Origin of the sequence: Streptococcus sp. 9.1, from assembly GCF_016648815.1 — a bacterium.
GTDB classification, from domain to species: domain Bacteria; phylum Bacillota; class Bacilli; order Lactobacillales; family Streptococcaceae; genus Streptococcus; species Streptococcus salivarius_E.
The window spans coordinates 1-21633 of record NZ_JACLQS010000013.1; the positions used below are offsets into that span (position 1 = coordinate 1).

Below are 21633 nucleotides of genomic sequence, written 5' to 3' on the forward strand. Positions count from 1 at the left end.
TATGGTAAGATGGGAGTAGCTCATAGTGTTTCCTCGGGTTCTGTTTGTGTGGTTACTTACAGTTTACACCAATGAAAGGCTGTGAGTTTTTTTGTTGCACTATATTTTACAATTTATCATATACTAAAAGCCGTTAGTCATCTAACGGCAATTTTTTATTTCTGAAATAACGTATTCAAGACGGCTATAGAGACCAAGTAATAAGTCGTAACTTCGATTTTCATTTTCTTTCAAAACAGTGAAAACTGTTGTACTATAGGTAAATTCAAAGAAGTCATCTAATTCCTTGAGCCAGTCATCAATAACCCCTAAATTTTGATCAATGATTGCAAACAAACTTGGCTGATACCAGATTGTACCTTCGATATAAAGATTTTTGTCAGATAATTTAGATAGGGATACTTTCAAGTCAGCAAGCTCTCTTTTAGCAAGATTTGGTTCAATCTTTAAATCAAAAAGCAAGCGTGCATCATGATTTAGAATATCGAGTTCTGCTTGAAGCAGTTGAATATAATGTATCGCTACTAAATACTGGTTCATGGGTCTCTCCTGGTCATCTGAAAATCGTACTATTATTGTACCACTAAAGAATGAAAAAATGTAGTAATTATTTAATTTTTTACAGGATTTTTTTAGAAAAAATACGATGCTTTAAATTTTTGTTTAAAACTAATGACATTAGCAATTTTCTAAGAGTTTAAGAAATGAAAGATTTTTTAAAAAAAGAAAAACACTCATGAATGAGTGCATTTCTAGTATTAATGGCTAACCATTTCTTGTGCAATTTCAAAGCCACTAAGTTTTCCAGGATAGTAAGTTGGCCAATTATCCATTTCTTTTAGAATCTCATCTTGGCTACTATTTCCAAAGAAAATATGGAAATGTGCTGAAGTTGTTGGATCTATTTGATGATCTGAAAATTGGACATATTGGTAAGGGTTATCTGCTGCTTGACTGTCAGTTGCTGTAAAGAGATAACGGACACCTTTTTTACCAGAAGCATAGGTCAAAATCTTATACCCATCATAACGATAAGTGTGTGTCACACTACTTCCATCATTCTTTGTGAAAGTCATGGTCATCTTTTTACCGTCAATAGCAATTTTAGAAACATCTGTTTGATAGCCCTTAGTGTAGTATTCTTTATACTCTTGTGCTGTTTTGTCCTTATTCAATAGAGATTTGTATTCAAATACTTGATCTAAAGTACCATCTTGAAGATAAGGATAGACCGATTGCCACTCACCAGACCAATCCGAAAGTTCTCTATCTTTAACATCTTTGTCATCGAAGTAACCATTTTGAACCGTTTTCTTGTCATCACTTCCCGTTTCAGGTTGGATAGCTTTACCTTCAACGTCCGTTGTTAAACGAAGATTTTTTAGGTTCTCAGTCATAACACTGACATAGTCTTCACCTTTTTTCAACTGTTCCTTAGTTAGTGATTCAATTGGATTTAAAACTGCTGTCTTAACTCCTACTTCGTTAGCTAAGGTTTTAGCAACACTACTTGAAGCATTTTCCTCAAAATAGATATAGTTAATATCATATTCTTTGACATACTTAGAAAGGCTAGCGATACGTTTTGCAGAAGGGTCGGACTCAGCTGAAACACCTAAAATTGGTACCTGTGTCAAACCGTAATCTAAGGCAAGGTAGGCAAAAGCTGCGTGCTGAGTAACAAAACTTTTCTGTTTTGCTTGACTAAAGGCTTCAGTATACTCCTTATCCAAAGTCTTTAATTTTTTAAGGTATTTCTCGGCATTGGTTGTAAAGACTGCTTTTTTATCTGGATGTTGAGCAATCAAACCGTCCCTAATAGTTTCAACTAATTTTTGAGAACGTTTAGGTGAGAGCCAAACATGAGGATCATATTCGTGGTGATGTTCTTCTCCACCGTGATCATGATCTTCTTCCTCTGTTCCAGGTAAGAGAACCATGCCTTGACTTGCCTTAATGACTTTTGTATTTTTAGTGTTAATAGACTTTTCAACTTTCGGAACCCAGGTTTCCATATTTTCATTTAGGTAGACGAAAGTGTCTGCTTTTTCAATGTCAGCGACATTCTTAGTAGATGGTTGAAAATCGTGAGCTTCACTTCCAGCAGGAATGAGATAAGACACCTCTCCCTCATCTCCTACAACCTGCTTGGTAAATTCATAAACAGGGTAAAAGCTGGTCACAACCTTCAAGTCACCATTTCCTTTTGAACCGTGGTGACTAGTCGTATAATAAATACCTGCACCAGCAGCTAAAACAACTGCTGCTAATCCTGCTAGGCCAAAAATGCGTTTCTTTTTCATGTTATTCCTTTCAAAATACTTAACCAGTTAATAGTTTACTGGTTAAGTATATCACATTTCATTTATTTTGCAAGCCCATAAATAAAAAAATTGAAATATTTCGGCGAGAAAGAATTATTTGATATACTGGAAATATCATTTGGAAAGTAGGTTATACATGTTTCGAAAATTAATCCTATATCTTTTTTTATTGCTTTCAGCCATAGGCCTGACTTATGATACACAATCATACACTTCAGGCGCTTTGTCTGGTTCGGCATACGGTATTATTGGACTATCAACACTGATTGCCTTATGTTATATCGTACCAGCAATATTTCTGATTCAGTACTTAAGCAAGAGATGGCAGGTGAAACCACTTGTTCTCATATTTGCTCTAATTGGTGGACTCTTTATAACAGGATGGATAGCTGGTTATGCCAATACCTTTTCTCACGATTGGGTAACTGCTCATCTTTCTTCAAAGAGTTTCTTCTACCGCTTTGAGGATGCCCTTATGGCTCCCCTAGTTGAAGAACCCCTAAAACTAGCAGCTTTTCTCTTTGCTATCTATATGGTACCAACGAAAAGTTACAGGGGGATCTTGCTTGTTGCTATTACGGTAGGTCTTGGCTTCCAGATTAGTGAAGACTTCTCCTATATTCTTTCAGATTTGCCTGATGGTTTTTCTTATACGATTTCAGGTATTCTTGGTCGAACTATTGGTGCTGTATCGTCTCACTGGCTTTACACATCCTTCCTTGCTATGGGACTAGTCCTTATATGGCGTTCCCGTCAAAAACTCATTAATTCTAAATACAGTCTTATTGGTATACTTTATGCTTGCGGTGCTTTTGCTGCACACTTTGCTTGGAATTCACCTCTTCGAAATTTAGAAAGCGATTTGCCATGGGCATCAGGCCTTCTCATTTCACTCAATCTTTTCTTCTTTATTACGCTTTATCAGCTCCTCTCGAAACTGGATAAAGAAAACAAGTAATGTTTACAATACTAAAAAACCTTTCCAATTTTATGGAAAGGCTTTTTTGATGACTTTAATCACTCATAGAAAAACGATTGGTCATCAAATTACTTGCATCATCTAAGACTTTTGCCAATAGATTATCTGTTTCTGACTGAATCTTATCACTAATTTTTTGATTTTCAGCTTCAAAATCAATACTCTCATCATTTGCTAAAGCAGTATCTACATGATTAATCATAGCATGGCCAAGAGCCATAGTTGTTTCTACATAAGCATCCAAATCAGCTTCATGCTGTTGGAAATGAGGATCACAGATAGCGGCAATCAAGCGATTACTCCAGTAGAAATTACCTGTATCCACTTTATCAGTTGTTTGACGGAAATAAGCAGGTGTTGTTCCGACTTGAGTCCAGAATGGCACCATTGTACCAAATGGCATTGATCCATAGGCTAACCACTGAATTCCTGTCGTTTCTGATGGTTTGTTAGGACGCATTTGCAAGAGAGCTGTTTGACTAGTACGGTTGATACCGATTGGACGGAATTGGCGTTGACTCACCGCATCTCCTTGAGGTCCATAAGGATCGTAAGGTGTATCTTGGTAATGAAGACTCAAGACATATTTAACATCTTCAACTGTAATTTTGCGGTATGGTTTTTGACACCATGGAATAAAGAATGATTTTGGATCATAATCTTTTTCTGGATTCAAGAATTTCTGCATTGCCCAGGCACGTGGTGTATTATAATGACGATCCTTATCTCGTTGGCTACCAAAAGCATAACGTGGATTAAAGTGTTCATTAGAATAAGTCAAATCCAAGTGATGTTTATTAATAAAATCTCGAATGTCTGGTGAGGCTAAATAGTCGTCTGGATTTTCAAACTCATAGTGATCGATGCCAAGTTGGTTTGGGTTAGTGACATAGGCATCATCTGGAACACGTCTTGCAATCCAATGGTGACCACCAATGGTCTCTAGCCACCAAATTTCTTCAGTATCTGAGAAAGCAATACCATTAGATTCGTAAGTTCCGTAAGTTTCAAGAAGTTGCCCCAAACGAAGGACACCTTCACGCGCCGTCTTGATATATGGCAAGACCAAAGTCAACATATCCTCTTCTCCAAAACCATCTTTAACAAGAGGATCAGCGCCGAGAACACGCGCATTAGTCGTGATTGTTTCTGTTGCACTCATGGCAACATTAGCTGAGTTAATACCAGCTTCACCCCAAATACCGTCTTTCCCAAGCGCATCTGGGACAGAAGTATAACGTAGAGGATTATCTGGCAAATCAATTGAAAAATTGCTAAGCACAGACTGGTAATGACGTGGTTGGTCTTCTGGGGTCACGACGAGAAATTCTTTGGGCGTAAAAACGCCTGATTGAGAATCCTCAGTACGTGCAATCATGGTAGAGCCGTCATATGAGGCTTTCTTACCTACTAAAATCGTTGTACAAGCCATAAAAGCTTCCTTTCTACTTACAAATCGTCCGCAATCTTATTGATTTTTCTGAGACGATGGTTAACACCACTCTTGGTCAGAGGAGGTTCTATACTATCTGCAATCTGCTGGATAGAGTAATCTGGGTTGGCAATACGAAGTTGGGCAATTTGGCGCAGCTCCACCGGTAAAATCTCCAAGCCAACCGTATCCATAATCTTGATAATATTATTAATTGTTTTCATGCTAGCACTAATCGTTCTAGCAATATTGGCTGTTTCCGCATTATTGGCACGATTCAGATCATTTCTGGTTTCTCGCATAATTTTGACCTCTTCGAAGGTATCCTTAGAGTTCATTGCGCCGATAACAAGGAGAAAATCCATAATGTCCTCAGCTTTTTGAAGATAGGTCACAAACCCATTTTTATGACTCAAAACCTTAGCATCGAGCATAAATTTTTTCATGAGAGAAGCTAAGTCTTCTGCGTGGTCTTGGTAAACGGAAAAAATTTCTAATTGATAACGACCCTTTTCAGGATCACGTACCGTTCCGGTTGCCAAAAAAGCGCCTCGTAAATAGGATCTTCCAGCTTCGTCATCTTCCATTACTGATGTTTCAATGCCTGTTTCAAAGCCAAAGAAAGAATCCGCCAATTGTAAATCGGACAAAATATCATTGACATGGTCAGCAACAAAAACCGTGTAAACACGATTTTTCTTGAGATTGGTCTTGTTGTGATGTCTCAATTCAGGATTACTTTGATAACGACTTTCCATTAATTGGTAGATATGTCGCGCAATCTTTGCATTTTCTGTTGGGATGGAAAGAGTCAATCCTTGATTGGTCAATCCAACCGAACCGGACATCTTAATCAATGCTGACAATTCAGCCTTGTCTTTGCTTGAAGCAGCAATTATCTCTTCTTTAACCTTAATCGTGAAACTCATGACTTGTTCCTCACTAGGTGCATGAGCTCATCCACTACCAAATCACCATGGTGGAAGGCACCACCATTTTCAAGTCGCAGAAAATTAGAAGACACAACTGTTTTTGCTTCACGACGTAAGCCCTCAAAATCATGCTCAACCTGAACAAGGTATTCATCAAATTTATTACTAGCCATGTATTCCTTAGGCACTTTCTTGATGTTAACTAAGACATTGTCAATCACATCGGAGCCAAGATGACGATTAAGAACAGCCACATGGTCGGCATCTGAGAATTGCTCCGTTTCTCCGTACTGAGTCATAATATTACAAATGTAAGTCACATCAGCCTTGGTCTCGATAAGAGCCTGACGAATCTCTGGTATCACAAGGTTGGGCAAAATCGACGTATAAAGAGATCCAGGACCTAAAACAATCATATCACTATTCATAATAGCATCAACAACCTTACGACTGGCCTTAGGCTCTTCATCATTATAGGTATTGGTCACATAAACGCGTTCAATCATGCCATCGTACTGGGCAATACTACTCTCCCCTACTACTTCATGACCATCCTGAAAAACGGCATGAAGCGTCAAGGCTGTCTCACTAGCTGGATAAATCTTTCCTGTAACGTGGAAGAACTTCGTCAGAAGCTGCATGGCATTATAGGTAGATCCCTGCATTTCTGAAATTCCAGCGATGATTAGGTTTCCGAGTGGATGACCAGCCAAAGCACCATCGGTTTTATCAAAACGATATTGGAAAACTCTTTCATAAAGTTTAGGCATATCACTCATAGCTACCAAAACATTACGCAAATCCCCTGGAGGTGTCAGTTGCATGATATCACGCAAATCTCCCGAAGAACCGCCATCATCAGCTACAGTTACCACAGCAGTGATATCAACATCCTTATGACGCAAACTACGAAGAATGACTGGGATACCAGTTCCCCCACCTATTACTGTAATTCTTGGTTTTTTCATGAACGATTCACTGTCTCCTTACGTCGATCCTTATCACGATGAGTTTCATTGACTGTCCAATCATTTTTTAGGTCTTGGGCCAGACGATGTGCAAAGGCTACACTACGGTGTTGACCACCTGTACAGCCAACAGCAATGGTAAGAACAGACTTACCTTCTTTCTTGTAGCCAGGCAAGATTGGTTTGATAAGCTGTGTCAAATGATTGTAAAACTCTTCTGATTCCTTATGGTTCATGACGTAATCAAAAACCTCTTTATCCAAACCTGTGAGGTTGCGAAGTGCAGGATCATAATAAGGGTTTGGCAAGAAACGGACATCAAAAACCAGGTCTGCATCCAATGGCAATCCATATTTAAAACCAAAACTCAAAACTTCAATACGGAAAGAAGATTGGTCTTGTTCAGATGAGAACTGTTCAGAAATAGCCTTACGCAGTTGGCGTGGAGTCAATTCTGTCGTATCTACCACGTTTTGACTCAAACTCTTAAGCGGTGACAAAAGCTCACGCTCTAACTTGATGCCATCCAAAACACGGCCATCTGCCGCTAATGGGTGGCTACGACGTGTCTCTTTATAACGAGAAACCAATTCACCATCCGTGGCATCCAAGAATAGAATCTTGAAATTAAGTTCCTCATTACTTTCCAATTTATCCAGAATATCGTTGATCTCATCGAAGAACAAGCGACTACGCATATCAACGACAAGAGCAATCTTATCTGTCTCTTCACTATGTTTTACCAATTCGATAACCTTAGGTACCAAAGAGGGTGGCATATTATCAATGGTGAAGTATCCAATATCCTCAAAAGATTGAATTGCTACAGTCTTACCTGCACCACTCATCCCTGTTACAACAACTAAATTAATTTTTTTCGTTCCCATGAGACTCCCTTTCTAGTCTTTCTTCTTTCAAGGCACGAATATCGTCTGACATCTTCTCAACTTGTTGGCTAACCCCCATAATCATTTCTGTCTGCAATTTTTGAATTGTCAGAAGATCTGATTGGTCTTGTTGAACCAAGTGGTCAATTTTTTCATGCAAAAGTCGGATTTCTTCCTTAGACTGGGTATTGACGTGATAGTCGTTACGCGCTTGTAAACGGTCGTAATCCGATGCTCGATTCTGACTCATCATAATCAATGGTGCCTGAACGGCCGCTAGAGTAGACAAGGCCAGATTCAACAGAATAAATGGATATTTATCAAAGGCAATTCCAAAGGGTTGAACAACATTCAGCCCCATCCAAATAGCCATAAAAGCAACAAATGACAAGATAAAAGTCCAAGATCCACCAAACCGGGCCACTTCATCCGCTACTTTTTGGCCAAAAGTAATTCTACTATCCAATTGTTCCTGGATATCCTGATCCTCGTACAACAAACTTTTGGTGACATCGTGAACAGTTTCCCGAACGTGTTCGTTTTTCTCATTAGCATTAGAAATAACTTCATCAAGAAAAACTAACCTATAGTCTAAAAGGCTGATATTACTAATAAAATCATTTCCTCGTAAATCAGGGTAATCTTTTTTCAAAAGCACCTGCAAACGACTATTTAGACGTTCGAAATAGGAGCCATCGGTTTCATCGAACCACTCTTTTGAGATATAATCCTGAACTCTCTTAACCTGCATATTTTCGCCTTCTTTCTAGGCTCTATTATACCATATTGAAAGCTTAAACGTTCAATAGATAAAGGAAAAGAGTCCAAGACTAACCTCAGACTCCTCCATTGTTGGGACAATTAATTTAAACTCTTCTTATTGGTAATTTAAAGTCCAGTAGTAAGTACCGTCACCAGCGACAACACAAGCTACTGCTGCTTGAGTAGCATCTGGACTCATGAGAAGTTCACGAATACCACTACTCAACCATTTATTGGCTACAACTGAACCATCAGATTCACGACGATAAACAATACCATCACTGCTGTAAGTGTGTGAAATATCTTTGGCATGTGGAAGGGTTGTGCTATTGTATAGATCATCAGACCATGTAAGTGCTGGTAAACCAGCTGATGTACGTTGCGCATTGATTTCATTAAAGGCAGCCTTAGCTGAGTCCACTTCAACGTAATCAGAGTTTTCAGTTGGTTCTACATGATAAACAAATTTAACATAACCAAATTCAACATCACTATATTTTTTGTCGTCAACACCGCTCTTGAGATTAGCTGTAATAACATAGTCACGTGCCCAAGCACTGCCTTTAGAAGCGTTGAAGTTGTCAACATCTTCAATTTCCCAAGTTACATTACAATCCCAGCCAGCATTATCTAAGAATTTTGGAGCAAAATTCTTAATAACATAATCTTTGAATTCATCCACATTTTGGAATGGCAAAGCTTCACCTGCTTTACCAGTACCAACAACATTTTCAGAATACAATTTAACACTTGATGCGTTGTCATCGTACATGTATTCATCGTTTCCTGCTGGTTTATGGAAGTCTGGGTCAAGCTCAGGGTCATCATTGGCAGTACCATTGTAGAGTTTCCACTTACCATCAACCCATTTGTAGTAACCATCGATACCGCGAGCATTTTCTTCATCAGTCATAGCCACACGGTAGTAATAGGTACCGTTGTCATCTACAAATCGTGGATCTGAGTACATGCGATAATCTGTTGGTGGCAATGTTGGTTTTGGCAACTTATCATAGTCAATGTTTGTTTCAGGCGCATATGGTGGTTTTTCAAGTTCAGGAGCTTCAGAACTTGTTTCTGATGTTGAACCTGTCTCTGAAGTTGCTGCTGAAGAAGAGTCAGACGTTACAGCAGAACTTGAGTTACCAGTTGAAGCCGCTTCTGAAGTTGAATTACCTGTTGAAGCAGCATCTGAAGTTGTGGCAGAGGTTGAATCAACGGTTGATGGTGCTTCTGAAGTTGCAGACGAAGTTGAATCTACAGTTGACGCTACTTCTGAACTTGCTGATGAAGTTGAATCTACAGTTGACGCTACTTCTGAACTTGCTGATGAAGTTGAGTCAACAGTTGATGGTGCTTCTGAGGTTGCAGATGACGTTGAATCTACAGTTGACGCTGCTTCTGAACTTGCTGATGAAGTTGAATCTACAGTTGAAGTTGTCTCTGAAGTTGCTGGAGCTTCTGAATCTGCGTTTGAAGCCTTAACAAGTACCCACTTACCATTTGAATAATAGTAATAATCGCCATTATCTTTCAAATAATAGTGAGTACCATTTTCATAACGGTAGTGAGGGTCATTTCTCAAAACCTCATAACCTGTCGTTGGTGTATTGTTAGAACCACTATTGTTGTTATTATAGTCACCACCACGAACCCAACGACCGTTATAGTTAACATAGTAGCTACCATCACTCAAGATGTAGTACAAGTAACCATTGCTATAGCGGTAAGTACCTGTTTCGTTGTAGTTGTTGTAACCAGGATTATAGTTGTTATAGCCATAATTATAGCCATAGTTATAGTTTGGATAGTAATTATTGTAACCGTAGTTATAGCCATAATTGTAATTATAGCCTGGATAATAGCCATTGTAACCGTAGTTATAGCCATAATTGTAATTATAGCCTGGATAATAACCATTGTAGCCGTAGTTATAACCATAGTTTGGATAATAGTTGTTATAGTAACCTCGACCATAATAACTATCGGCCTGTGCATGATTATTACCAACTACCGTTGGCGCTAATATGGCTGCCCCTAAAACAGCACACGAAAATAGACGTAAACTTTTTCTCATTGTCTTCATCCCCTTTTTAAAAACAAGTATACCTTTCATAAGCAATCGCTTACATTTCCATTTACACCTTAATTGTAAGAAATAAAACTTCTATTGTCAAATTATTTTAATAATAGAAGTTTCTAAGAACAGACCAATGAAAAACTAACAATACCCTTACTTTCAACTATAAAAAATAAATAAACAGGTTTCCTTTACGGCTTAAAGACAGGTGTCTAACCAAGAAAAAAAGCCCACTATTTGCATAAGGACTTTTAGCTTGACATTAACGATTATCAATATTTTCTGGGTAAAGATCGTGATTAAAGAGACGTTGCTCTGCCATCTTTTCATACTTAGTTTCTGGACGACCGTAATTATAATAAGGGTCAATCGAGATACCACCACGAGGTGTAAATTTACCCCAAACTTCCAAGTAACGAGGGTTCAAAAGCTCCACCAAATCTTTACCAATGGTATTAATACAGTTTTCATGGAAGTCTCCGTGATTACGGTAACTAAATAGGTAAAGCTTTAGAGATTTCGACTCAACGCAGAGCTGGTCTGGAATATAAGAAATGTAGATGCTTGCAAAATCAGGTTGCCCAGTAATAGGACAAAGTGACGTAAATTCTGGACAGTTGAATTTGATAAAGTAATCATTATCAGTGTGACGATTATCAAAAGACTCCAAGACTTGTGGAGAGTATTCAAAAATATAAGGTGTCTCCTTATTACCAAGGAGAGTGAGGTTTTTCATTTCTTCTTGTTGTGACATTTTTCTTCCTTTGTTGTTAATTTTTCTAGACCTTTATATGGTCAATTTTTAATCTAAATTTCTAATGTTAATCATTAAAAAAGTAAAAATACTATCAATTCTAAGCTTATAGAATGTGAAGATTAGACTCCGCGCTCATTATCATAGAGTAGGGTATGAAGCTGAGGGAGAACACGCACATTTCCCCACGAGTCATCAGCAGCTATTGTCTCCCAGAGCTCTTTGAGGCGATCTAATTGATGTTGGACGATATTACCTTCAGCTTTCGGTTCTGGATTACCAGCTGAAAGAAACATGACATCTGGCTGATAACGTTCCTGAATCATTTTAGCAAAGGCTAAATCATCATCGTCAAAAACAGGAACCTTGAAGGTAACTTTGTCAGGATCAAGTTGTGAAACAATAAAGTCAAGGGTTTCCATATTGACTTCCATCTTGGATGATGGTGGTTTAGGACTTAAGGTTACTTGATCAATATCCTTGAGCCACTCCTGCCAGCGAGAACCCTGAGTTTCAACGGCCAAAGTCACTCCTCTAGCCTTGAGTTTTGAAACGAGTTCAGCCATATTTGCCGCTAAAAGAGCTGGGTTCCCTCCAGAAAGAGTAACATAGTCGTAAGTTCCTAGCGCATCCAAAGCTTCAATAACTTCATCAGCTGTCATACGCGTTGGCTTCTCTGACCCGTCCCAAGTGAAAGCAGAATCACACCAATCACAATGGTAATCACATCCTGCTGTCCTTACAAACATGGTCTTTTGACCGATAGCTCGCCCTTCCCCTTGAAAGGTCGGTCCAAAAATTTCAAGCACAGGTAGTTTGAGTACACGTTCTCTAGTCATCCAACCACTCCCGTCTAAACTCTGCAAAGGCTGTTGGTGTTTCATAAAGACGCACATATTCCAAACGAAGTCCTCTCTCCTCAGGCAGATGTTGACTCGTTATCTGGAAAATCCAGAAAACCATATTTTCCGCAGTTGTGTTCATATAAGGCAAAGTCTCATTGAGATAACGGTGATCTAACTGTGGTTCCAAATGGTCCTTATAAATGCTCTTTAGATCACCAAAATCGAAGGTCATGCCACGCTCATCCAAGTATCCACTTACTGCAATCTGAAGATGGTAGGTATGACCATGAAGTGATTTGCATTTGCCTTCATAATTAAAGAGATGGTGGGCAGCATCAAAAGTAAACTCTTTAGAAACCATTGTACGGTGAGGATTGTAAACCAAGGACTCACCTGTTTCTTTTTTGATTTCTTTCGGTGCAAAGAACATTAAGCTTCTCCTCTTTCCGCTAGATATTTTTCAAGGCCTTTTTGACGCAAGTGACAGGCAGGGCATTCCCCACAACCAGTTCCAATAATACCGTTATAGCAAGTTAGCGTTTTTTCACGAACATAGTCAAAAGCTCCTAGTTGGTCAGCCAAAGCCCAAGTCTCAGCCTTATCTAACCACATGAGAGGGGTTTGGATAACGAAATCATAGGCCATGGCTAGATTAAGTGTAACATTAAGCGATTTGACAAAAACATCACGACAGTCTGGATAACCAGAAAAGTCTGTCTCACAAACACCCGTAACAATATCAGTAATACCACGTTGCTTAGCTAGAACAGCTGCAAAAGAAAGGAAAAGATGATTACGCCCGTCCACAAAAGTATTAGGAACTTCACCTTCTTCTGCCTCAATCTCAATATCAGATGTTAAGGCATTTTCAGTGATTTGACCAAGCAAAGACATGTCCAAAACATGGTGTTTAAGCTCTTGTTCTTGCGCAATCTCTTTAGCTACTTCAATTTCCAAGCTATGACGTTGGCCATAAGCAAAAGTAACTAATTCAACTGTTTCATAATGTTTTAGAGCCCAAAATAGGCAAGTAGTAGAATCTTGACCGCCACTAAAGACGACCAAAGCTGATTGACGTTTCATAATATTCCTCTTAATTCGTGATGTCTGAGACACATAAAAAGGCCCCTTGGGGGAGCCAAAAAACGCCAGTAATGGTTTTTTTTAGCGATGGTGTCTCCCAAACATCGAAAATGATTTATCTTTAATAGTCTATCATAGTTGAGAAAAAAAGAAAAGAGCCAAGGCTCTCTTCATTAATCAATCTCAGCGATAACTTCGATTTCAATTTTAACATCTTTTGGTAAACGTGCCACTTCTACCGCAGAACGTGCTGGAAAATCAGATGTAAAGGCAGTTGCATACACTTCGTTAAATGGAACGAAATCGTTAATGTCACTTAGGAAGCAAGTTGTTTTAACAACGTGATCAAAGTCTGTTCCTGCTTCTGCCAAAATAGCACCAACATTTTTAAGAACTTGTTCTGTCTGTTCTTGAATTGTTTCACCAATGATTTCACCTGTTTCTGGTGACAATGGTACTTGACCAGAAGCAAACAAAAGGTTGCCTACGATTTTACCTTGAACATAAGGTCCGATTGCTGCTGGTGCTTTATCAGTATGAATAGTTTTTGCCATGATAGTTCTCCTTTGACTAATATGTTGCTATTATAACAAAATATTCTGAAAATTGAAACATATAATTCCAAAAAGAAAAGAATCAGCGCTAGGCTAATCCTTCTCCTACTATTTCAGATACTTTTTGACATAGCTATAGTAGTCTGGTTTTTCTTTTTTATTAAGTGCAAAGAGCATTTGACCCTTAATGGGTTCTTTCTCATCATTTGGTTGTAGAAAAAGAGCAACCTCTTTGGATTGAGTTGGGAAAAATACCGTATAAGACGTTTCTTTTCCCTGATCTTTTACTTTTAGCGAATAATAGGTAAAGTCATCCTTAGACTTGGGACCATCCACTGTATAGTTATAATCCTGCTCACCAATCTTGACCTTATCTTTCTTGAAGACAATCGTATAATCCTTCTTTAAGGCATCTTGTGCCTGCCATTCACCCTCTAGTGAGGGAGTAGTCTTGCTACAAGCTACCATCGAAACCATACAAAGTAAGGTCAAAAGACCAAGTAACCATCTTTTCATACTTTTGCACTCCTAAAGAATTTTACTTATGGTTTGATACGGTGCAACATACGTGGGAATGGAATAGCTTCACGGATGTGTTTTGTTCCAGCTACGAAAGTAACCATACGTTCAATACCGATACCAAAACCACCGTGTGGTACTGAACCATATTTACGAAGGTCAAGGTAGAATTCGTATTCTGAACGGTCCATTCCGAGTTCATCCATTTTAGCTACAAGAGCATCGTAGTCATCTTCACGCATTGAACCACCGATGATTTCACCATAACCTTCTGGAGCCAAAAGGTCTGCACAAAGAACGCGCTCAGGATTACCAGAAACTGGCTTCATGTAGAAGGCCTTAAAGCTTGCTGGATAATTAACAACGAATGTTGGAACACCAAAATAGTTAGAAATCCAAGTTTCGTGTGGAGAACCAAAGTCATCTCCATGTTCGAGGTGCTCGTAGTCTGTATCTTCATCATTTTCATGTGCTTGAAGAAGGTCGATAGCTTCATCATATGACACGCGCTTGAATGGCTCAGCAATGTATTTCTTAAGAAGATCTACATCACGTTCAAGGATTTCAAGAGCTTGTGGCGCTCGATCAATAACACCTTGAATAAGAGCCTTAACATAAGCTTCTTGCAAATCAAGTGACTCATCATGTGACAAGAATGAATACTCAGCATCCATCATCCAGAACTCAGTCAAGTGACGACGTGTTTTTGATTTTTCGGCACGGAAAACAGGACCAAAGTCAAATACACGACCAAGAGCCATGGCACCAGCTTCAAGGTAAAGCTGACCAGATTGGCTTAGGTAAGCAGGTGTACCAAAGTAATCCGTTTCAAACAATTCCGTTGAATCTTCAGCTGCATTTCCTGACAAAATTGGACTATCAAATTTGATGAAACCATTTTTATCAAAGAATTCGTAAGTTGCGTAAATAATCGCATTACGAATTTGTTGGACAGCCATTTGTTTACGTGAACGCAACCAAAGGTGACGATTATCCATCAAGAAGTCAGTTCCGTGTTCTTTTGGTGTGATTGGGTAATCATGTGATTCACCGATGACTTCTACTGCTGTCACATCCAACTCGTAACCAAATTTTGAACGTTCGTCTTCTTTAACCACACCAGTCACATAAACTGATGTTTCTTGGCTAAGGCGTTTAACAGTATCAAATTTTTCAGTACCTTCTTCTTCACCGTATTTTTCGATGAAGTTAGGTTTGAAAGCTACCGCTTGGAAGAAGGCAGTTCCATCACGCAATTGAAGAAAGGCCAATTTCCCTTTACCTGATTTGTTAGCTACCCATGCACCGATAGTGATTTCTTCGCCCACGTGTTTAGGCACATCAATAATTGAAACTAATTGTTTAGACATGTAATTACTTCTCTTTTCTTTTGATCTATATTAATTCTATTTTTCCATAAAGGCTTTGATTCGGCGGACTGCTTCTTTCAAAGTATCTAAGTCTGTTGCATAGCTAAGACGAATATTTTCAGGTGCGCCGAATCCTGCACCTGTTACCAAAGCGACTTCAGCCTCCTCAAGAATAGCGTTTGTAAAATCATTAACATTTGTGTAGCCTTTGATTTCCATCGCTTTTTTAACATTAGGGAAGAGGTAAAAGGCACCTTGAGGTTTGATGACTTCAAAGCCAGGCACTTCAGCTAGGAGTGGATAAATTGTATTCAAACGTTCCTCAAAGGCCTGACGCATTTCTTCGATAGAAGACTGATCACCAGTTAAGGCTTCAATAGCAGCATATTGAGAAACTGCTGTAAGATTTGATGTCGTTTGACTGATAATCTTAGCCATACCTGAAATAATTTCTGGATCTCCGACAGCAAAACCAACACGCCAACCTGTCATAGCATAGGTCTTAGAAACACCATTAATCACAATTGTTTGCTTACGAATGGTATCTGAAAGACTAGAAATTGGAGTAAAGGTGTTGCCATTGTAAACCAAACGGCCATAGATATCATCTGCTAAAATCAAGATATCGTGATCAACCGCCCAGTCACCGATTGCTTGCAATTCTTCCTTGCTGTAAATCATTCCTGTTGGATTTGATGGAGAATTAAGCAAGACAACTTTAGTTTTTTCAGTACGGGCCGCTTCAAGTTGTTCAACCGTTGCTTTAAAGTGATTAGCTTCAGTCGTTTGGAAAGTGACCGGAACACCTTCAACCATTTTAACTTGGTCTACGTAAGAAACCCAGCAAGGTGTTGGAATAATGACTTCATCACCAGGATTGATGACCGTAGCAAAGAAAGCATATAAGATAAACTTCGCACCAGTGCCAACAACAACCTCATTTGGATTTACAGCATAGCCATAGAAGTTTTCCATGTAAGTGCTAATCGCATCCTTAAGTTCTGGAAGTCCAGAAGCTACGGTATAGAAACTTGCCTTACCATTTTCAATAGAGGTAATAGCAGCATCTTGAATGTTCTTAGGTGTTACAAAATCTGGTTCACCAAGTGTCAAACTCAAGATATCACGTCCTTGAGCTTTAAGAGCTTTAGCACGCGCACTGGCAGCTAAAGTGACACTTTCTTCCATTTGTAATACACGATTTGATAATTTTGTCATTTCATTATAGTCCTTCCACTTTAATAACCTGACCTGAGATAAAATCAACCAGATAATACTGGGTTCCTGACTTCACTTCCCAAATAGGAGTTTTGCCATATTTTCCTAGGTGGACATAGGATATATCCTTAGCACCATAGGCCTTAGCAGCTTTCTTGGCCACTGACTTACTTATACCATCAGATTGCTTGTAGATATCAACCTCACCTGAATCATGACTCACGATAACGGCCAGTTTCTCACCTTGACCAGACTTTCCAAGAAGTCCGTAATAGGTAGCCTCACCATGGTAGATATCAAATTCAGTAACAGTCTTAATATCTGCTTTGCTCTCTGCTATGGCAATAACCTTCTTTTCAGCGTCTACATAAGGCTTAGTCGCTACAATAAGAATAGCAGTCAAAGAGGCAATTAAGGTCACAACGATTACAATTATTCCAAAAATGAACTGTTGCTTTTTGGTCCAGGGTGAACGTTGTTTACGCATAATGCCTCCTAAAAAAGTTTCTGAATTTATTATATCAGAAAATGATAAATCTTTACATAGCAATATAGCTAGTATTGAGCAATTAAGTCTATCTTTTTTATAAGTCAGTAAAATTTATAAAACCTAAGTAATCTTAGAAAAGGTTGGTTTTAAAAAGTTAACTTTCTTGTTCTAAGAAATCCTGAATATCCTCTTTGACTTCCTCGAACTTAGCGGGCTTAAGCGCAACTTCTTGTGTCACTTCTTTTAGAAATAGTTTTCCATAACTCTTAACGAGCGGGCGATTATCCATAAGAAGAATAGCCGAGCGCTGTTCTGGACGTCTTTGAGCACGCCCGATAGCTTGTTTGAAACGTAAAACCGTCATGGGAAGACTGTAACTATCAAAGGTGCTCTTTCCTTGCTTAGAAAACCAAAATTCAATCTTTTGATAGAAAGGGTCCTTAGGATTGTCAAACGGCAGACGTGCAATAACCTCGATTACCCTATCTTGTTGAGCAAAGTCAACACCTTCCCAGAATGACCCCATACCAAGAAGGAGATTGGTCTCACCTCTATCAAAACGTTTTTTGACATTAAAAGCTGTCCCATTTTTCTCTTGAGTTAGGTGACGAACTTCCCTATGATCCAATAAATCTGAAACAGCCATCATACTCTTTCGAGATGTAAATAGTACTAAAATTGGATATTCCATTTCAGATAGCTTCTGGAGACGCTTTGCAAGAGCAACTTCATACTCTTCCTCAGAAGCAATACCAATCATAGGCATGCTTTGATCAATCCAAATAGCTTGATTGGGTAGAGTATCCATTGGGAGGCTAACCTTGCGTACTTGATCTAAGCCCAACAAATCAGCCACATCTACATCAGGTCCCACATCAATAGTTGCTGAAACAATTATCACTTTTTGGGCACTTGGTAGATAAGCAGAAAGCTCTAAGAGCTCTTTGCGTGACGCCTTTAAATAAGTCACACGATGTTCCTGATAATAATCTGTTTCAAGCCAGAAATGGCTGTAAAGGGGTGTCTTCAAGGGAGACAACATCTCCATCAAATCACTTTCACCCTCCAGTTCAGAAATGGTTTGTAGCAAACAATCTAATTGCTGGCGATTATACTGCTTCTGAGGAAATTGTTGATGTTCTTGGATTAGATGGCTAACTTCAAACTGCAGATTTTCGAGCAAGCGTTGTTGAAGCAAGCTTTGACTACCACTATCAAGAATTCGATGAATATGTTGCAACAGGACAGTAAGATTGACTTGATAACGTGAAAATTGTTCTAAAGCCAGGACCATCTTTTGTCCCTCATCAATCACAAGAGTCTTTCCTCGGACAAAATCATGATCATCTTCCATACGCGTCAAAAGATAAGCATGGTTGGTCACAACTACCCTTGCTTCTTGGGCTTTTTGATAGGACTGTTGCCAAAAATCATATTCAGCAAAAAGACTGTCAGCTTTTAACTTACCATCGTGCTTAATCTCATCAAAATAAGCCATATAGCGCTGTTTTTGTCTGATTTCGTCAAGATCCCCTGTCTCTGTTTCAGTCAACCACACCAAAAGTTGCATTTTGTAACGATTAACCAAACGGTTACTATCCTGACGAAGTAAGGTTTGGTAGAAGGCATCTAACTTGATATAATTCTGAGGTCCTTTGAGACTATGGAAGTTAATATTAAAGACATCCGATAAGGCTTTGGCTTCCTGATTCATAATCTGATTTTGAAGGAGCTTGGTCGGAACAGCCACCACCACTTTATCTACATCAGACTGTGCCAACAAGGGAAGCAAATAGCCATAGGTTTTCCCGATTCCAGTCTGAGCCTGAATCATGGAAATATCAGTATTATCAAGCTCCCTTCTTACTGCCTCAGCAAACTCTCTTTGTTTAGATCTTGATTCCAAATCTAAGAGAGCAATATTGGTATCAAAATCTTGAGACAGTTTTCGTTCTGCCTTATAAGTCAAAGGTCTACGAAGAACAATTCCAGATTCTTCAAGCATGACATATTCTTTTGAAAGGCCTAAATTTTGACCTCTTATAGCATCACGAATAACCAACTCAGTTTCAAAAAGAAGATTATCTGAAAAGGTCAAAAGCATCTCAATTGTCTGTCTAGGTAAGCTAGCAATCTTATCCATCAAATGAAACAAAAGCTGTCCGGTCGCTCTCGCATCTTCAATTGCCGTATGGGCCTGAGCTAGGTCAAGATTAAGAACCTTGGATAAATTAGATAGCTTATATTGTTCTAACGTCGGATAAAAGACTTGAGCCAATTCGACAGTATCCACACGAGGAGTCCTTAGTTCGAAGCCCTCCATGAAAAGAGCCTCTGCAAGCAAATTGGCATCAAATTTAACATTATGGGCAACAAAAATACAGTCCTCAATCAGTTCAAAAATGGTTCTAGCAATTTCTGAGAAATCTGGGGCTTGAGCCAACTGCTGATCGGTAATCCCTGTTAAATGAATAATGTGATCATCGAGTTCTTGGTGTGGGTTGACATCGCTCGCAAATTCGTCAATCACCTGACCATTTTGCATGATGACAATTCCCACCTGTATAATACTAGCCGTTGACGAAGCGGAGGTTGCTTCCAAGTCAACAATGGCATATTTATTCGTGTTTTTTTCACTCATAGTGACCCTATTATAGCATATCCAAAGCCCCAAAAAAAGACAAAGCCATCATTCTGATATTGGAAAAAGCCTGAAATTCGTGCTACACTAGAGCTATGAAAATAAGACGAATTTTAAATCCTGTTGCTCAGGAAAACACCTATATTTTAGAAAACGATACAGCCTGTCTAGTCATTGATCCAGGAAGTGATACTTCTAGCATCTTAGCTGAACTTAAAGCAATCGACAAACCAGTTGCTGCTATCCTTTTGACACATACACACTACGACCACATTATGAGTGTTGAGGCAGTCCGTCAGGCATTCAATCATCCTCCTGTTTACGTTGCCGAAGCTGAAAAAGACTGGTTGCTGAATCCTATTGATAATTTATCTGGACTTCCACGTCATGACGATATGGAAGACGTTATTGTCAATCCGGCAGAATATTACTTCGATTTCACTCAGAACTATAACATCGAGGATTTCCAGTTTAAAGTTGTTCCAACCCCAGGACACTCTATTGGAGGTGTTTCTTTTATCTTTGATAAAGAAGAAACTGTATTTTCTGGTGATGCCCTCTTTAAAGAAACAATTGGACGCTGGGACCTTCCAACAGGGAACCACGAACAATTACTCACTAGTATTAAAGAGCAACTCTTTACACTTCCTAACCACTACAGAGTTTTCCCAGGTCATGGATGGGACACCACTATTGGTCATGAGAAGGTCTTTAACCCACATTTTTCATAAAAAAACAAAAGCTTGTCGACACCAACTTTAGTAAGTATTGACAAGCTTTTTTCTCGAATAAAAAAGAAGGCCGATAGACCTTCTTATCTGAAACACTGTAGTGTATTTATTTAGATTTGATGTAGTTAACACCATCTGCTTTAGGTGCAACGGCTTTACCGAAGAAAGCAGCCAAGACAATAATTGTCAAGATATATGGTGCGATTTGCAAATACACATTTGGTACATGTGAAATAAGTGGAAGCTGTTTTCCAATGATTGCCAATGATTGTGACAATCCAAAGAACAAACTTGAGAGCATAGCTCCAACTGGATTCCAACGACCAAAAATCATAGCAGCCAAGGCGATGAAACCAGGACCTGCAATTGTTGTAACAGCAAAGTTGTTTGAGATGGATTGTGCATAAACCGCACCACCAACACCACCAAGGAAACCTGAAATCATAACGCCATAGTAGCGCATACGATAAACGTTAATACCAAGTGTATCTGCTGCCTGTGGGTGTTCACCAACTGAGCGAAGACGCAAACCAAAGCGAGTCTTGAAGATAACCCACCAAGACACAACTGAAACCAAAATCGCTACATATGCAATCAAGGAAACGTTCGTAAAGAAGACTTTACCCAAGACTGGAATGTGGCTCAAAATTGGAAATGATACAGTTTTAAAGTTATGGCTAATAGCTGGTGTTTGGCCGGCACCAAAGATAACACGTGTCAGAAAGACTGCTAAAGATGGAGCAATCAAGTTCAATACCGTACCAGAGACAACATGATCCGCACGGAAATTAATGGTCGCAACCGCGTGGAGCAATGAGTAAACAAGACCAATAAGACCTGCTACAATTGCGGCAATCCAAGGAGTTGCATCACCAAAACTATCTGCAAAATTCAAGTTAAAGAGAACACCTGCGAAGGCTCCAATAACCATGATTCCCTCAAGACCGACATTTACGATACCGCCTCGTTCAGAGAAAGTACCACCGATACTTGTGAAAATCAATGGTGCTGAGTATTTCAGCATAGAGGCAACAATCAAGGCTAAAATTGTAATGAAGTCCATA

At 39.1% G+C, this 21633-nt stretch carries 21 protein-coding genes; 2 read left to right on the forward strand and 19 right to left on the reverse strand.

Annotation, left to right across the window (positions count from 1 at the left end; all coding sequences use genetic code 11):
* Nucleotides 1-141 precede the first annotated feature (141 nt).
* Together H7T93_RS08030 and H7T93_RS08035 are read right to left on the reverse strand one after the other, a co-directional pair.
* On the reverse strand, nucleotides 142-540 hold the full coding sequence (locus H7T93_RS08030; protein ID WP_004182418.1) for a hypothetical protein: 399 nt from the start codon (nucleotides 538-540) through the stop codon (nucleotides 142-144).
* A 218-nt stretch (nucleotides 541-758) separates the two neighbouring features.
* On the reverse strand, nucleotides 759-2303 hold the full coding sequence (locus H7T93_RS08035) for a zinc ABC transporter substrate-binding protein AdcA (RefSeq protein WP_048790516.1): 1545 nt from the start codon (nucleotides 2301-2303) through the stop codon (nucleotides 759-761).
* 157 nt (nucleotides 2304-2460) lie between these two features.
* Here H7T93_RS08035 and H7T93_RS08040 point away from each other — a divergent pair, with 157 nt between their 5' ends.
* Nucleotides 2461-3282 carry a PrsW family intramembrane metalloprotease gene (locus H7T93_RS08040; protein ID WP_145516817.1) on the forward strand — a complete coding sequence of 274 codons (822 nt, stop codon included), beginning with the start codon at nucleotides 2461-2463 and terminating at the stop codon, nucleotides 3280-3282.
* Between the two features lie 55 nt (nucleotides 3283-3337).
* Here the strand turns inward: H7T93_RS08040 and H7T93_RS08045 are convergent, their stop codons facing one another.
* The 16 genes from H7T93_RS08045 to H7T93_RS08120 all read right to left on the reverse strand — a co-directional run bounded on the left by H7T93_RS08045 (nucleotide 3338) and on the right by H7T93_RS08120 (nucleotide 19838).
* Nucleotides 3338-4735, reverse strand: a complete 1398-nt coding sequence (locus H7T93_RS08045) for a C69 family dipeptidase (protein ID WP_175057613.1) — start codon at nucleotides 4733-4735, stop codon at nucleotides 3338-3340.
* A gap of 17 nt (nucleotides 4736-4752) precedes the next feature.
* The gene (whiA, locus tag H7T93_RS08050) at nucleotides 4753-5664 is read right to left on the reverse strand and encodes a DNA-binding protein WhiA (protein ID WP_175057614.1); all 912 of its coding nucleotides are present in this window, start codon (nucleotides 5662-5664) and stop codon (nucleotides 4753-4755) included.
* The gene (locus tag H7T93_RS08055) at nucleotides 5661-6635 is read right to left on the reverse strand and encodes a YvcK family protein (protein ID WP_175057615.1); all 975 of its coding nucleotides are present in this window, start codon (nucleotides 6633-6635) and stop codon (nucleotides 5661-5663) included. The genes whiA and H7T93_RS08055 overlap by 4 nt, the downstream gene beginning before the upstream one ends.
* Nucleotides 6632-7522 carry an RNase adapter RapZ gene (gene rapZ / locus H7T93_RS08060; RefSeq protein WP_002891103.1) on the reverse strand — a complete coding sequence of 297 codons (891 nt, stop codon included), beginning with the start codon at nucleotides 7520-7522 and terminating at the stop codon, nucleotides 6632-6634. The genes H7T93_RS08055 and rapZ overlap by 4 nt, the downstream gene beginning before the upstream one ends.
* Nucleotides 7503-8273: a DUF1003 domain-containing protein gene (locus tag H7T93_RS08065; RefSeq protein ID WP_070476105.1), complete on the reverse strand. Its 771-nt coding sequence runs from the start codon at nucleotides 8271-8273 to the stop codon at nucleotides 7503-7505. Before H7T93_RS08065 ends, rapZ begins: the two co-directional genes overlap by 20 nt.
* Before the next feature lie 126 nt (nucleotides 8274-8399).
* Nucleotides 8400-10361, reverse strand: a complete 1962-nt coding sequence (locus H7T93_RS08070) for a CAP domain-containing protein (RefSeq protein WP_201041764.1) — start codon at nucleotides 10359-10361, stop codon at nucleotides 8400-8402.
* Between the two features lie 265 nt (nucleotides 10362-10626).
* Nucleotides 10627-11118 carry a preQ(1) synthase gene (gene queF / locus H7T93_RS08075; RefSeq protein ID WP_003097375.1) on the reverse strand — a complete coding sequence of 164 codons (492 nt, stop codon included), beginning with the start codon at nucleotides 11116-11118 and terminating at the stop codon, nucleotides 10627-10629.
* A gap of 122 nt (nucleotides 11119-11240) precedes the next feature.
* Nucleotides 11241-11957, reverse strand: coding sequence for a 7-carboxy-7-deazaguanine synthase QueE (queE, locus tag H7T93_RS08080; protein WP_049546068.1), 717 nt, complete (start codon nucleotides 11955-11957; stop codon nucleotides 11241-11243).
* Complete coding sequence (gene queD / locus H7T93_RS08085; RefSeq protein WP_048790219.1) at nucleotides 11950-12393, reverse strand: 6-carboxytetrahydropterin synthase QueD; 444 nt, start codon at nucleotides 12391-12393, stop codon at nucleotides 11950-11952. Before queD ends, queE begins: the two co-directional genes overlap by 8 nt.
* Nucleotides 12393-13046, reverse strand: a complete 654-nt coding sequence (gene queC, locus H7T93_RS08090; RefSeq protein WP_037600856.1) for a 7-cyano-7-deazaguanine synthase QueC — start codon at nucleotides 13044-13046, stop codon at nucleotides 12393-12395. The genes queD and queC overlap by 1 nt, the downstream gene beginning before the upstream one ends.
* Nucleotides 13047-13219: 173 nt before the next feature.
* Nucleotides 13220-13600 carry a RidA family protein gene (locus tag H7T93_RS08095; protein WP_002891112.1) on the reverse strand — a complete coding sequence of 127 codons (381 nt, stop codon included), beginning with the start codon at nucleotides 13598-13600 and terminating at the stop codon, nucleotides 13220-13222.
* A 108-nt stretch (nucleotides 13601-13708) separates the two neighbouring features.
* Nucleotides 13709-14116, reverse strand: a complete 408-nt coding sequence (locus tag H7T93_RS08100) for a hypothetical protein (protein WP_049546067.1) — start codon at nucleotides 14114-14116, stop codon at nucleotides 13709-13711.
* A 26-nt stretch (nucleotides 14117-14142) separates the two neighbouring features.
* The gene (gene asnS / locus H7T93_RS08105) at nucleotides 14143-15489 is read right to left on the reverse strand and encodes an asparagine--tRNA ligase (protein WP_049546066.1); all 1347 of its coding nucleotides are present in this window, start codon (nucleotides 15487-15489) and stop codon (nucleotides 14143-14145) included.
* A 36-nt stretch (nucleotides 15490-15525) separates the two neighbouring features.
* A complete protein-coding gene (locus H7T93_RS08110) occupies nucleotides 15526-16707 on the reverse strand; it encodes a pyridoxal phosphate-dependent aminotransferase (protein ID WP_049546065.1) in 1182 nt (393 codons plus the stop codon).
* A gap of 4 nt (nucleotides 16708-16711) precedes the next feature.
* On the reverse strand, nucleotides 16712-17194 hold the full coding sequence (locus H7T93_RS08115) for a DUF5590 domain-containing protein (RefSeq protein WP_004182029.1): 483 nt from the start codon (nucleotides 17192-17194) through the stop codon (nucleotides 16712-16714).
* 157 nt (nucleotides 17195-17351) lie between these two features.
* The gene (locus tag H7T93_RS08120) at nucleotides 17352-19838 is read right to left on the reverse strand and encodes a bifunctional DnaQ family exonuclease/ATP-dependent helicase (RefSeq protein WP_201041766.1); all 2487 of its coding nucleotides are present in this window, start codon (nucleotides 19836-19838) and stop codon (nucleotides 17352-17354) included.
* A 95-nt stretch (nucleotides 19839-19933) separates the two neighbouring features.
* On the opposite strand from H7T93_RS08120, the gene H7T93_RS08125 reads away from it, so the two are divergent.
* Nucleotides 19934-20569 (forward strand): MBL fold metallo-hydrolase, encoded by a 636-nt coding sequence (locus tag H7T93_RS08125; RefSeq protein WP_084869342.1) that lies wholly within the window; start codon nucleotides 19934-19936, stop codon nucleotides 20567-20569.
* A gap of 106 nt (nucleotides 20570-20675) precedes the next feature.
* Here H7T93_RS08125 and H7T93_RS08130 read toward each other — a convergent pair whose 3' ends face one another.
* Nucleotides 20676-21632 (reverse strand): ABC transporter permease, encoded by a 957-nt coding sequence (locus H7T93_RS08130; RefSeq protein WP_004182146.1) that lies wholly within the window; start codon nucleotides 21630-21632, stop codon nucleotides 20676-20678.
* Nucleotide 21633: the final 1 nt, after the last annotated feature.